12 protein-coding genes are annotated in these 13,232 nt (G+C 61.4%); 8 read left to right on the top strand and 4 right to left on the bottom strand.

All coding sequences use genetic code 11. The annotated features are described in order from the left end of the window. Positions 1 to 91 precede the first annotated feature (91 nt). Positions 92 to 514, top strand: coding sequence for a DUF4399 domain-containing protein (locus PspS04_RS26135; RefSeq protein WP_095164655.1), 423 nt, complete (start codon positions 92 to 94; stop codon positions 512 to 514). A 59-nt stretch (positions 515 to 573) separates the two neighbouring features. Here PspS04_RS26135 and serA read toward each other — a convergent pair whose 3' ends face one another. Continuing rightward, entirely contained in the window at positions 574 to 1,803 is a 1,230-nt protein-coding gene (serA, locus tag PspS04_RS26130; protein WP_095164654.1) for a phosphoglycerate dehydrogenase, read from the bottom strand. A gap of 206 nt (positions 1,804 to 2,009) precedes the next feature. On the opposite strand from serA, the gene PspS04_RS26125 reads away from it, so the two are divergent. The 3 genes from PspS04_RS26125 to PspS04_RS26115 all read left to right on the top strand — a co-directional run bounded on the left by PspS04_RS26125 (position 2,010) and on the right by PspS04_RS26115 (position 5,210). After that, positions 2,010 to 3,404, top strand: a complete 1,395-nt coding sequence (locus tag PspS04_RS26125; protein ID WP_095164653.1) for an FAD-binding oxidoreductase — start codon at positions 2,010 to 2,012, stop codon at positions 3,402 to 3,404. A 40-nt stretch (positions 3,405 to 3,444) separates the two neighbouring features. Then, on the top strand, positions 3,445 to 4,110 hold the full coding sequence (locus PspS04_RS26120; protein ID WP_095164652.1) for a fumarylacetoacetate hydrolase family protein: 666 nt from the start codon (positions 3,445 to 3,447) through the stop codon (positions 4,108 to 4,110). A gap of 185 nt (positions 4,111 to 4,295) precedes the next feature. Next, positions 4,296 to 5,210, top strand: coding sequence for an SdiA-regulated domain-containing protein (locus PspS04_RS26115; protein ID WP_159998464.1), 915 nt, complete (start codon positions 4,296 to 4,298; stop codon positions 5,208 to 5,210). Positions 5,211 to 5,295: 85 nt separating this feature from the next. Here the strand turns inward: PspS04_RS26115 and rpiA are convergent, their stop codons facing one another. Continuing rightward, positions 5,296 to 5,967 carry a ribose-5-phosphate isomerase RpiA gene (gene rpiA, locus PspS04_RS26110; protein WP_095164650.1) on the bottom strand — a complete coding sequence of 224 codons (672 nt, stop codon included), beginning with the start codon at positions 5,965 to 5,967 and terminating at the stop codon, positions 5,296 to 5,298. 145 nt (positions 5,968 to 6,112) lie between these two features. Here rpiA and ilvA point away from each other — a divergent pair, with 145 nt between their 5' ends. Together ilvA and PspS04_RS26100 are read left to right on the top strand one after the other, a co-directional pair. Continuing rightward, positions 6,113 to 7,627 carry a threonine ammonia-lyase, biosynthetic gene (ilvA, locus tag PspS04_RS26105; RefSeq protein WP_095164649.1) on the top strand — a complete coding sequence of 505 codons (1,515 nt, stop codon included), beginning with the start codon at positions 6,113 to 6,115 and terminating at the stop codon, positions 7,625 to 7,627. Between the two features lie 39 nt (positions 7,628 to 7,666). After that, complete coding sequence (locus tag PspS04_RS26100) at positions 7,667 to 8,092, top strand: DUF2269 family protein (protein ID WP_095164648.1); 426 nt, start codon at positions 7,667 to 7,669, stop codon at positions 8,090 to 8,092. A 582-nt stretch (positions 8,093 to 8,674) separates the two neighbouring features. Here the strand turns inward: PspS04_RS26100 and PspS04_RS26095 are convergent. Continuing rightward, positions 8,675 to 9,331 (bottom strand): HAD family hydrolase, encoded by a 657-nt coding sequence (locus PspS04_RS26095; RefSeq protein WP_159998462.1) that lies wholly within the window; start codon positions 9,329 to 9,331, stop codon positions 8,675 to 8,677. Positions 9,332 to 9,474: 143 nt separating this feature from the next. Between PspS04_RS26095 and PspS04_RS26090 the strand changes: the two genes are divergently transcribed. Together PspS04_RS26090 and ptsP are read left to right on the top strand one after the other, a co-directional pair. Further along, positions 9,475 to 9,954, top strand: a complete 480-nt coding sequence (locus PspS04_RS26090; RefSeq protein ID WP_095083604.1) for an RNA pyrophosphohydrolase — start codon at positions 9,475 to 9,477, stop codon at positions 9,952 to 9,954. Between the two features lie 22 nt (positions 9,955 to 9,976). After that, on the top strand, positions 9,977 to 12,256 hold the full coding sequence (ptsP, locus tag PspS04_RS26085; protein WP_095164646.1) for a phosphoenolpyruvate--protein phosphotransferase: 2,280 nt from the start codon (positions 9,977 to 9,979) through the stop codon (positions 12,254 to 12,256). A 136-nt stretch (positions 12,257 to 12,392) separates the two neighbouring features. On the opposite strand, the gene PspS04_RS26080 is transcribed toward ptsP, so the two are convergent. Continuing rightward, positions 12,393 to 13,139: an NRDE family protein gene (locus PspS04_RS26080; RefSeq protein ID WP_095164644.1), complete on the bottom strand. Its 747-nt coding sequence runs from the start codon at positions 13,137 to 13,139 to the stop codon at positions 12,393 to 12,395. Positions 13,140 to 13,232 lie beyond the last annotated feature (93 nt).

Below are 13,232 nucleotides of genomic sequence, written 5' to 3'. Positions count from 1 at the left end.
CGCGCTTTGCTATGGTGTTGAGGTCCTTCGACAACGAATCGCCACGAAGTTGTCACACTCATAAAGATTAAGCGTAAAACTGGAGAAAAGAATGAAAACCTTTATGTCACGTGCTGTTTTGGCCAGTCTGTTACTCGGTGCTTCTATGATGGCCAGCGCTGCGACCCCCGCCCCGGCTGGGGCCAAGGCGTTTATCGTCACCCCGGAAAATGGCGCCACCGTGGACAAGACCTTCAAGGTCAAGTTCGGCATTGAAGGCGTAGCGCTGGCTCCGGCGGGCGATGCCACCAAAAACACCGGCCACCACCATTTGCTGATCGACACCGGCCCGATCGCCGCAGGCCAGGTGATTCCGGCCGACGCCCAGCACGTGCATTTCGGCAAGGCCCAGACCGAAACCGAACTGACCCTGACTCCCGGCACACACACCTTGCAGCTGGAGTTGGGCGACAAGAATCACATGGCCTTCGAGCCACCGATCATTTCGGAAAAAATCACTGTGACGGTGAAGTAATCCGTCCAGGCATAAAAAAGGGAGCCCCGCGGGGCTCCCTTCTTATTGACGCTTGAGCGTTAGAACAACACGCGGCAACGAATGGTGCCGTTGATGTGTTGCAGCTTCTCCTGCGCCAGGTCCGAGTACTCGGCGTCGACGTCGATCACGACGTAGCCGACTTTCTCGTTGGTCTGCAGGAACTGACCGGAAATGTTGATGCCGTTTTCGGCGAAGACCTTGTTGATCTCGCTCATCACACCCGGGATGTTCTCGTGGATGTGCAGCAGGCGGTGCTTGCCAGGGTGAGCCGGCAGGGCCACTTCCGGGAAGTTGACCGAGGACACCGACGTACCGTTGTCGCTGTACTTGACCAGCTTCTCGGCCACTTCCAGGCCGATGTTGGCTTGCGCTTCAGCGGTGGAGCCGCCGATGTGCGGGGTCAGGATCACGTTGTCCAGGCCACGCAGCGGGCTTTCGAACTCTTCGTCGTTGGAGCGTGGCTCCACCGGGAATACGTCGATGGCGGCGCCGATCAGGTGCTTGTCCTTGATCGCTGCGGCCAGGTGGTCCAGTTCGACCACGGTGCCGCGTGCGGCGTTGATCAGGATGCCGCCCTTCTTGATGGCGCGGATTTCCTTCTCGCCGATCATCCACTGGGTCGCAGCGGTTTCCGGAACGTGCAGGGTGACGATGTCGGACATGCCCAACAGCTCGTGCAGGTTGCCGACCTGGGTGGCGTTACCCAGTGGCAGCTTGGTCACGGTGTCGTAGAAGTAAACCTGCATGCCGAGGCCTTCAGCCAGCACCGACAGTTGAGTGCCGATCGAACCGTAGCCGACGATACCCAGCTTCTTGCCCCGGATTTCGAAGGAGTTGGCCGCACTCTTGATCCAACCGCCACGGTGGCAGGAGGCGTTCTTCTCCGGGATGCCGCGCAGCAGCAGGATCGCTTCGGCCAGCACCAGCTCGGCAACGGAGCGGGTGTTGGAGTACGGCGCGTTGAACACGGCGATACCGCGTTCGCGGGCAGCGTTCAAATCCACCTGGTTGGTGCCGATGCAGAAACAGCCGACGGCGACCAGCTTCTTCGCGTGATCGAAGATCTCTTCGGTCAGTTGAGTGCGTGAGCGAATGCCGATGAAGTGCGCATCAGCGATCTTTTCCTTCAACTGGGCTTCCGGCAGAGAACCGGTGAGGTACTCGATGCTGGTGTAGCCAGCCGACTTGAGAACGTCGACAGCCGATTGGTGGACGCCTTCGAGAAGAAGGAACTTGATCTTGCTCTTATCGAGAGAAGTCTTGCTCATCTGCGTAAACCTGTATCCCGGAGAAAAATGGCAGGGAGGGGAGCAGCCCAGAGCTGACCCGAACGGCAGGAACGCCGTCACCGCAGAACAGCCTTTGGGCACTACCCTGCGGGGTCGGTATGCTAGCATATGCACCCCGCTAAACACTCATTCCTGCGACGTGAAGCGTTCTCAGGATGACCATGAATTGTTCGAGAGTTCTTTCGATGACCAATCCTGCCCTGATTGATGAGCTGAAGACCCTGGTTGAGCCTGGCAAGGTGTTGACCGACGCCGACTCCCTGAATGCTTACGGTAAGGATTGGACCAAGCATTTCGCCCCGGCCCCGACGGCTATCGTGTTCCCCAAGACCACCGAGCAGGTCCAGGCCATCGTGCGCTGGGCCAACCAGCACAAGGTTGCCCTGGTGCCGTCCGGCGGACGTACCGGGCTGTCGGCTGCTGCGGTGGCCGCCAATGGCGAAGTGGTGGTTTCGTTCGACTACATGAACCAGATCCTCGATGTGAACCTGACTGATCGCACCGTGGTGTGCCAGCCAGGCGTGGTCACCGAGCATCTGCAGAACGTGGCTGAAGAAAAGGGCCTGTATTACCCGGTGGACTTCGCCTCGGCCGGTTCCAGTCAGATTGGTGGCAATATCGGCACCAATGCCGGCGGGATCAAGGTCATTCGCTACGGCATGACCCGCAACTGGGTGGCGGGCATGAAAGTGGTCACCGGCAAGGGCGACCTGCTGGAGTTGAATCGCGACCTGATCAAGAACGCCACCGGCTACGACATGCGCCAGCTGTTCATCGGCGCCGAAGGTACCCTGGGTTTTGTGGTCGAAGCGACCATGCGCCTGGATCGCGCGCCGAAAAACCTCACTGCGATGGTCCTCGGCACCACCGATTTCGATTCGATCATGCCGGTGCTGCACGCCTTCCAGAGCAAGCTGGACCTGACCGCCTTCGAGTTTTTCTCCGACAAGGCCCTGGCCAAGGTCCTCGCTCGTGGCGACGTGCCGGCGCCGTTCGAGTCCGAGTGCCCGTTCTACGCGCTGCTGGAATTCGAAGCGACCACCGAGGAAGTGGCCAACCACGCCCTGGAAACCTTCGAACACTGCGTTGAACAGGGCTGGGTGCTCGATGGCGTGATGAGCCAGAGCGAATCCCAACTGCAAAACCTGTGGAAACTGCGCGAGTACATCTCCGAGACCATTTCTCACTGGACTCCGTACAAGAACGACATTTCGGTCACTGTGTCGAAAGTTCCGGCATTCCTGAAGGAAATCGACGCGATCGTCGGCAAACACTACCCGGACTTCGAAATCGTCTGGTTCGGCCACATCGGCGACGGCAACCTGCACCTGAACATCCTCAAGCCGGAAAACCTGAGCAAGGACGAGTTCTTTGCCAAGTGCGCGACGGTCAACAAATGGGTGTTTGAAACCGTCGAGAAATACAACGGCTCGATCTCGGCCGAACACGGCGTGGGCATGACCAAGCGCGATTACCTGACCTACAGCCGTTCGCCGGTGGAAATCGAGTACATGAAAGCCGTCAAGGCTGTGTTCGACCCGAACGGCATCATGAACCCGGGCAAGATCTTCGCTGTTTGAAGGTGCGGTACCTGAAGAATCCCTAAGGCAGGAGGCGGTAATGAGCTATCAGCACCAGTATGTCGACGGTACCCGTATTCATTTCCCACTGGGGAAAGTGGTGTGCATCGGGCGCAACTACGCCGAACACGCCAAGGAACTGGATAACCCGGTACCGACCGAGCCGTTGTTGTTCATCAAGCCGGGCAGTTGCGTGGTGCCGCTGGAAGGTGGTTTTGCGATTCCGACCGAGCGCGGCTCGGTGCATTACGAGGCGGAAATCGCGGTGTTGATCGGCAAACCCTTGTCGACCAAGCCAAGCCGTGAAGAAGTGCTGGATGCGATCTCCGGGTTCGCCCCGGCCCTGGACCTGACCCTGCGCGACAAGCAGGCCGAGCTCAAGGCCAAGGGGCTGCCGTGGGAAATCGCCAAGTCGTTCGACGGTGCCTGTGTGCTGGCGCCGTTCGTGGTCAGCAGCACCTTTGCCGACCTGACTGATATCGGCATTCGCCTGACCATCAATGGCGAAGTCCGCCAGGACGGTAACAGCAGTGCCATGCTCAACCCGATCGTGCCGATGATCCAGCACATGGCCGGCTGCTTCTCGCTGCAGGCCGGCGACGTGATCCTCACCGGTACGCCGGTGGGCGTCGGCCCGCTGAATGTCGGGGATGAACTGGTCCTGGAACTGCCGGGTGCCGGCAGCTTCGCCAGCAGCGTGCGCTGATCGGCACAGCACTGAACCTGTGGGAGCGGGCTTGCCCGCGATAGCGGTGTATCTGACACATTGATGCTGAATGTGCCTACGCCATCGCGGGCAAGCCCGCTCCCACAGGGTCTTCCTATGCCATTAAGCTTGAATTCATCAACGCGTGATATTTCATCCGCCCGATTGCTTTTTGAGCTCGCCCCATGCGCCGACTTGCCCGCCCCAAGCCCCTTGCCCTGCTCGTGTTGATCGCCGCCTTGCTGGCGTTGGCCATGCTGGGCCAGTACTACCGCCTTTACGAGCGCAGCTGGTTCAACCTGCAAGCCTGGTTGCACCCGGCCGGTGAGCATTCGATGGCGCTCAACGACTATCGAGTAGTGATCGAGGCGAAGCCGATCGAAGGCCTGGACGATGACGTCTCGGCCTTGACCTTTGATCCGGTGCGTAAAAGCCTGTTCACCGTCACCAACAAGAATTCCGAACTGGTCGAGATGTCCCTCGACGGGCGCATCCTGCGCCGGGTCGCGCTGATCGGCTTTGGCGACCCGGAAGCCGTGGAGTTCATCAGTGCCGACACCTACGTGATCAGTGATGAGCGCCAGCAACGGCTGATCAAGATTCATCTCGAAGACGACACCACCTTCCTCGACGCCGCAGATGCCGAGCAGATGACCCTGGGCGTGCACATGACCCGCAACAAGGGGTTCGAAGGCCTGGCCTACGACTCCAAGGGCAAGCGCTTGTTTGTCGCCAAGGAACGCGACCCGATGCTGATCTATGAAGTGCAGGGTTTCCCCCATTACAACCCGGAGAAATCCTACGCCGTGCACGTGATCAACAATCCCAAGCGTGATGCCGGGCTGTTTGTGCGCGATCTCTCGAGCCTGCAATACGATGAGCGCAGCGGCCATTTACTGGCGCTGTCGGACGAGTCGTTCCTGGTGTTGGAGCTGGATATCGACGGGCGGCCGTTAAGCACCATGTCGTTGAACAAGGGGCGTCAGGGCCTGCAAAAGACCGTGCCGCAAGCGGAGGGGATCGCCATGGATGACGACGGGGCCTTGTACCTGGTGAGCGAGCCGAACCTGTTCTACGTCTTCAAGAAACCCAATACGTAGGAGCAAGCCTGCTCGCGATGAGGCCGGCACCGCCAACATCCATGGTGCCTGACATACCGCTATCGCGAGCAGGGTGGCGCCTGCCTCAGGCCTTGAGGGTCTTCACGCCTTCGCTGGTGCCCAGCAGCAACAAGTCCGCCGGACGGGCGGCGAACAGGCCGTTGGTGACCACGCCGACGATGGCGTTGATCTGCTGCTCCAGCTCCACCGGGTTGGTGATCTGCATGTTGAAGACGTCGAGGATGATGTTGCCGTTGTCGGTCAACACGCCTTCACGGTACACCGGGTCGCCGCCCAGTTTCACCAGCTCGCGAGCCACGTGGCTGCGGGCCATTGGGATCACTTCGACCGGCAGTGGGAAATTGCCCAGCACCGGCACCAGCTTGCTCGCGTCGGCGATGCAGATGAAGGTCTTGGCCACGGCCGCAACGATCTTCTCGCGGGTCAGGGCAGCGCCGCCGCCCTTGATCAGGTTCAGGTGCTCGTCACTTTCATCGGCACCGTCGACGTAGAACTCCAGGTCGCTGACCGTATTGAGCTCATACACCGGGATCCCGTGGCCCTTGAGGCGCGCGGCGGTGGCTTCGGAGCTGGCGACCGCGCCGTCGAAGGCGCCCTTGTGCTGGGCCAGGGCGTCGATGAAGCAGTTGGCGGTGGAGCCGGTGCCGACCCCGACGATGCTCTTGTCGTCGAGTTTGGGAAGGATGAAATCGACGGCGGCCTGCGCCACTGCCTGTTTGAGTTGATCCTGGGTCATGCGGGCTCCGAGGTGCCATGAGGGGGACAGAAGGCCGGCATTATAGCGCCATGGCCGGCTAAAACCTCTGCATTCGTGTGGTCGCCCGGGCAAAAGCCGGGTTAGACTCCGTGGTCCTGCCCAACCCGCTCAGTGATGCTTTCCGATGCTTGAACAGTACGTCAAAAAGATCCTCACCTCGCGCGTTTATGACGTTGCCGTAGAAACCCCTTTGCAGACTGCCCGCCAGCTCTCCGAGCGGCTGGGCAACAAGATCTGGCTCAAGCGCGAAGACTTGCAGCCAGTGTTCTCGTTCAAGATTCGCGGCGCTTACAACAAGCTGACCCAGTTGACCGACGAAGAGCGTGCGCGCGGCGTGGTCACCGCCTCGGCGGGCAACCACGCGCAAGGCCTGGCCCTGGCGGCCAAGGTGCTGGGGGTCAAGGCGACCATCGTGATGCCCAAGACCACCCCGGAGATCAAGGTCGAAGGCGTGCGTTCGCGCGGCGGCAAAGTAGTGCTGCACGGGGATTCGTTCCCAGAGGCCCTGGCCTATTCGCTGAAGCTGGTCGACGAAAAAGGCTACGTCTACATTCACCCCTACGATGATCCGCACACCATTGCCGGGCAGGGCACGGTGGCCATGGAAATCCTGCGCCAGCATCCGGGTCCGCTGGACGCGATCTTCGTGCCGGTGGGCGGTGGCGGCCTGATCGCCGGGATCGCGGCCTACGTCAAATACCTGCGCCCGGACATCAAGATCATCGGCGTCGAGCCGGATGACTCTAATTGCCTGCAAGCGGCCATGGCCGCCGGCGAGCGGGTGGTGCTGCCGACCGTGGGGATCTTTGCCGACGGTGTTGCCGTGGCGCAGATCGGCCAGCACACCTTCGATATCTGCAAAGACTATGTCGATGAAGTGATCACCGTCAGCACCGATGAAATCTGCGCGGCGATCAAGGACATCTACGACGACACCCGCTCGATCACCGAGCCGGCCGGCGCCCTGGGCGTAGCCGGGATCAAGAAGTACGTCGAATTGCGCGGCGTCACCGGGCAGACCCTGGTGGCCATCGACTCCGGCGCCAACGTCAATTTCGATCGCCTGCGCCATGTGGCCGAGCGCGCCGAACTGGGCGAGGGCCGCGAAGCCATTATCGCGGTGACCATTCCGGAGCAGCCGGGCAGCTTCAAGGCGTTCTGCGAAGCCATCGGCAAGCGCCAGATCACCGAATTCAACTACCGCTACAACACCGGCAGTGAGGCGCACATCTTTGTCGGCGTGCAGACCCATCCGGAGAACGATCCGCGCAGTGCGCTGATCGCCAGCCTGAGCGAGCAGGGTTTCCCGGTGCTCGACCTGACCGACAACGAACTGGCCAAGTTGCACATTCGCCACATGGTCGGCGGTCGTGCGGCCCACGTGGTCGATGAAGTGATCCTGCGTTTCGAATTTCCGGAACGCCCGGGCGCGCTGTTCAACTTCCTCAACAAGCTCGGTGGGCGCTGGAACATCTCGATGTTTCACTACCGTAACCACGGCGCAGCCGACGGCCGAGTGGTCGCGGGCCTGCAGGTGCCGCACGACGAGCGCCACCTGGTGCCGGCGGCGTTGGCGGAAATCGGCTACCCGTATTGGGATGAAAGCGACAATCCGGCCTACCAGCTGTTTCTGGGCTGAACGGCTACGCTGATGCACAGGACCTGAGGGAATTGACGTATGGAAACTTTAACCGCGCTGAAAATGGCTCATATGGTGGCAACCGTGTTGCTGCTGGCCGGTGCTCTGGGCCTGGCGGTCTGGGTCTGGCGGACCCAGCGCAATGGTGATGCCACGGCGCCGGTGCGCACCTTGCAACGGCCACGGCTGTTCGTCTGGCTGCTGATGGGCCTGGCGCTGCTGAGCATGCCGTTCACCGGCTGGTGGATGGTGCACCTGATTGGTTGGCCGCTGGGGCAAACCTGGTTGCTGGCCTCCAGTGTGCTCTACACCGTGGCGGCGCTGAGTGGTTTCTGGTTGCTGGCGCGGCTCAATCGCCAGCGCACGGCGCCGGTTGGTAGCGGCAGATTCACCTTTGCCCTGGCGTTGGTCAGCTTGGTCAGCTTGATCGCGATTGCCGGGCTGATGGGCGCCAAGCCGGTTTAACCGCTTGGTACCGAGGTGATCCTAATCGCGGGCAAGCCCGCTCCCACAGGTTTTGCCGAGTGGCATAGATTGCATGCACACCCAAGCCCTCTGTGGGAGCGGGCTTGCCCGCGATGGCATTCTCAGCCGCGCAACGAAATCACCGGCCAAGCCCGCTCCCACAGGTTTTGTCGGGTGGCATAGATTGCATGCACACCCAAGCCCCCTGTGGGAGCGGGCTTGCCCGCGATGGCATTCTCAGTCGCGCAGCGAAATTACCGGCCAAGCCCGCTCCCACAGGTTTTGTCGGGTGGCATAGATTGCATGCACACCCAAGCCCCCTGTGGGAGCGGGCTTGCCCGCGATGGCATTCTCAGTCGCGCAGCGAAATTACCGGCCAACCCCGCTCCCACAGGTTTTGCCGGGTGGCATAGATTGCATGCACACCCAAGCCCCCTGTGGGAGCGGGCTTGCCAGCGATGGCATTCTCAGCCGCGCAACGAAATCACCGGCCAACCACGCTCCCACAGGTTTTGCCGGGTGGCATAGATTGCATGCACACCCAAGCCCTCTGTGGGAGCGGGCTTGCCCGCGATGGCATTCTCAGCCGCGCAACGAAATCACCGGCCAACCACGCTTCTCGGCTTCGGCCCGCAGATTCGGGTCCGGATCAACCGCCACCGGGTTGGTCACTTGCTCCAGCAGCGGCAGATCATTCATCGAGTCGCTATAGAAATAACTGTCTTCCAGCGACAACCCAGTCTCCTCCAGCCAACGATTCAAGCGCGTCACCTTGCCTTCGCGAAAGCACGGTACATCGGTGCTGCGCCCGGTGTAGCGACCCTCGTGCATTTCGCATTCGGTGGCGATCAGGGTTTCCACCCCCAGGTGCTCGGCAATCGGTGCGGTGACGAAACGGTTGGTGGCGGTGATGATCACCAACTTGTCGCCGGCGGCGCGGTGCTTGGCCAGCAGCTCCACCGCCTTGGGCAGCATGAGCGGTTCGATGCAGTCGCGCATGAAGTCGCGGTGCCATTCATCGAGCTGGGCCATCTCGGTGCGGCCGAGGATTTCCAGGCAGAAGTTCAAGTACGCGGCATTGTCCAGCTTGCCGGCCAGGTAATCCTGGTAGAACTCGTCGTTGCGCGCTTTGTACGCGATGGGGTCGAGGATCTCCCGTTCACACAGGTAATCGCCCCATGCGTGATCGCTGTCACCGCCCAAAAGTGTGTTGTCCAGATCGAATAAAGCCAGGCGCATTGCAGTTACCCGCTGATAAGTCAGTAAAAAGGGGTTAAGAATACGGTCTTTTCACAAGAGTGCACATAAGGTAGGAAGCTTCGTTGCCGCCTTCACAACCTTTGTGGAACAATGCGGCGACATGCGTTTGCGAGGTTGTTGCCGTGATCGACCCCGATGGTTTCCGCCCCAATGTGGGGATCATTCTGACGAATGATGCCGGCCAGGTGCTATGGGCTCGCCGTATCAATCAAGATGCCTGGCAGTTTCCTCAAGGTGGAATCAACCCTCAGGAGACGCCGGAAGACGCCTTGTATCGCGAGCTGAACGAAGAAGTCGGCCTGGAGCGCGAAGATGTTGAAATTCTCGCCTGCACGCGCGGCTGGTTGCGCTATCGTTTGCCGCAACGTCTGGTCCGTACCCACAGCCAACCGCTGTGCATCGGCCAGAAACAGAAATGGTTTCTCCTGCGCCTGGTCTCCAACGAGCAGCGGGTGCGGATGGATTTGACCGGTAAACCGGAATTCGATGGCTGGCGTTGGGTCAGTTATTGGTATCCGTTGGGCCAGGTGGTGACATTCAAGCGCGAGGTTTATCGCCGCGCTCTCAAAGAGCTTGCCCCGCGCCTTCTAACGCGCGACTGACGACGGAGTTCGACCCCGAGCCATGCTCAATACGCTGCGCAAGATCGTCCAGGAAGTTAACTCCGCCAAGGATCTCAAGGCGGCGTTGGGCATTATTGTATTGCGCGTCAAAGAGGCCATGGGCAGCCAGGTCTGCTCGGTCTACCTGCTCGACCCCGAAACCAACCGTTTTGTGCTGATGGCCACCGAGGGCTTGAACAAGCGCTCGATCGGCAAGGTCAGCATGGCGCCCAACGAAGGCCTGGTGGGCCTGGTGGGCACGCGTGAAGAACCGTTGAACCTGGAAAACGCCGCCGACCACCCGCGCTATCGCTACTTCGCCGAGACCGGTGAAGAGCGTTATGCCTCGTTCCTCGGCGCGCCGATCATTCACCACCGCCGCGTTGTCGGCGTCCTGGTCATCCAGCAAAAAGAGCGGCGGCAGTTCGATGAGGGTGAAGAAGCCTTCCTCGTGACCATGAGCGCCCAGCTCGCCGGCGTAATTGCCCACGCCGAGGCCACCGGTTCGATCCGCGGTCTGGGGCGCCAGGGCAAGGGCATCCAGGAAGCCAAGTTCGTCGGCGTCCCGGGTTCGCCAGGCGCTGCAGTCGGTACCGCGGTGGTCATGCTGCCACCGGCGGACCTCGATGTGGTGCCGGACAAGACCATCACCGACATCGACGCCGAGCTGGGCCTGTTCAAGACCGCCATCGAAGGTGTGCGCGCCGACATGCGGGCCTTGTCGGCCAAGCTGGCGACCCAGTTGCGCCCGGAAGAGCGCGCACTGTTCGACGTCTACCTGATGATGCTCGACGATGCTGCGCTGGGCAGCGAAGTCACCACCGTGATCAAGACCGGCCAATGGGCCCAGGGCGCGTTGCGCCAGGTGGTCACCGATCACGTCAACCGTTTTGAACTGATGGACGACGCCTACCTGCGTGAGCGGGCCTCGGACGTCAAGGATCTCGGCCGCCGCCTGCTGGCTTACCTGCAGGAAGAGCGCCAGCAAAACCTGGTCTACCCGGAAAAGACCATTCTGGTCAGCGAAGAACTGACGCCGGCAATGCTCGGCGAGGTGCCGGAAGGCACGCTGGTCGGCCTGGTCTCGGTCCTGGGTTCCGGCAACTCCCACGTCGCGATCCTGGCGCGAGCCATGGGCATCCCGACGGTGATGGGCCTGGTCGACCTGCCGTATGCCAAGGTCGATGGCATCGAATTGATCGTCGACGGCAATCGGGGCGAGGTCTACACCAACCCCAGCGACGTGTTGCGCAAGCAATTCGCCGAGGTGGTCGAAGAAGAGAAGCAACTGGCGCTGGGGCTCGACTCCCTGCGCGACCTGCCCTGCGTGACCCTCGACGGCCACCGCATGCCGCTGTGGGTCAACACCGGCCTGCTGGCGGACGTGGCACGGGCGCAGAAGCGCGGCGCCGAAGGGGTGGGCCTGTATCGCACTGAAGTGCCGTTCATGATCAATCAACGGTTCCCTAGCGAAAAGGAGCAGCTGGCGATCTATCGCGAGCAACTCGCCGCCTTCCACCCGCAACCGGTGACGATGCGCAGCCTGGACATCGGCGGCGATAAGTCACTGTCGTACTTCCCGATCAAGGAAGACAACCCGTTCCTCGGCTGGCGCGGGATTCGCGTCACCCTCGACCACCCGGAAATCTTCCTGGTCCAGACCCGCGCCATGCTCAAGGCCAGTGAAGGCCTGAACAATTTGCGCATTCTCCTGCCGATGATCTCCGGCACCCACGAACTCGAAGAAGCCCTGCACCTGATTCACCGTGCCTGGGGCGAAGTGCGCGACGAAGGCACCGATGTGCCGATGCCGCCCGTGGGCGTGATGATCGAGATTCCGGCGGCGGTCTACCAGACCAAGGAACTGGCGCGGCAGGTGGACTTCCTGTCGGTCGGCTCCAACGACCTGACCCAGTACCTGCTGGCCGTGGACCGCAACAACCCGCGGGTAGCGGACCTGTACGACTACATGCACCCAGCGGTGCTGCAGGCCCTGCAGACCGTGGTGCGCGATGCCCACGCCGAAGGCAAGCCGGTGAGTATTTGCGGCGAGATGGCCGGCGACCCGGCTGCGGCCGTGCTGTTGATGGCGATGGGTTTTGACAGCCTGTCGATGAACGCCACCAACCTGCCGAAAGTGAAGTGGATGCTGCGTCAGATCAACCTCAGCTGGGCCAAGGACCTGCTGGCCGAGCTGATGACCATCGACAACCCGCAAGTTATCCACAGCTCGCTGCAACTGGCGCTGAAGAACCTCGGCTTGGCGCGGATGACCAATCCGGCGGCGATCAAGCCGCTCTGAACCTGCGGCGGTGTCATCGCGGGCAAGCCCGCTCCCACAGGGTTTGGTGTTGATCACAAAATAGTGGGCCTACACAAATCCACTGTGGGAGCGGGCTTGCCCGCGATGGGGCCAGTCCAGGCAACACCACACCACTTCAAAGCCTGATCTGAACTTCCCCAAGATGCCCGCCATACGGCCCGAAACTGCGCTCCACCATCACCCGTGAGCCATCCGCCTGGACAATCAGCGCGGTACTCGCGCGCGTGCCGTAGGTGGTACTGGCAATAAACACGCTGGACAGCAGGCTCTCGGTCGCCAGCCCGACCCCGGTATCCGGCAAGTCACCGAACGGTGCCGTCTGTGGATCGCCCAGCAAAGCCAGCAGCGCTTGCGGCTGCGGATCATCGAGTACTTCGCTCAGCGCCGCCTTGGCCTTGAGCAGCTTGGGCCAGGGGGTATCGAGCCCGGCGTTGGACACACCGTAGACTCCGGCAGTCAGTTGGCGCGGCGCGGTCTCTTGCGCGTTGTAGTGCCAGAGTTCCTGGCGATTGCCGATCAGCAGGTTAAAGCCGGCATACTCCAGCGATCTGCCGACAACATCGGCCAAATACTGGTCTATGGGCAATTCGCCGGTGAGGAACCGCGCCACCAGTTCGCCACGGGATTTACGCGCCGGCGGCTGGTGCGGATTGCGGATGTTGGTCAGGGCGGCAAAACGTCCGTCTGCGCCAATGCCCAGCCAAGTGCCTCCGGCCTCCAGGTCGCGCCCGGCATGCACCTGTGGCGCTTCGGGCCATGCCGCCAGCGGCAGGCTGGGGCGGGCATAGAACTCGTCACGGTTGGCCGCGACGATCAGGGGAGTGCCGTGGTCCGGGCGCCAGGCAAAAACAATCAGGCACATAAGGTGGTCCTTGTGTGTTTTTCTGCCCACTGTACGCAGACATCGCTCATCGATCCATCGTCATCCACAGTGGAGCCTGGGGCCCCGCATCCG

It is taken from the genome of Pseudomonas sp. S04 (assembly GCF_009834545.1).
Lineage (GTDB): Bacteria > Pseudomonadota > Gammaproteobacteria > Pseudomonadales > Pseudomonadaceae > Aquipseudomonas.
The sequence above is the reverse complement of the archived record's forward strand: the minus strand, read 5'-3'. Positions and strand labels throughout refer to the sequence as shown.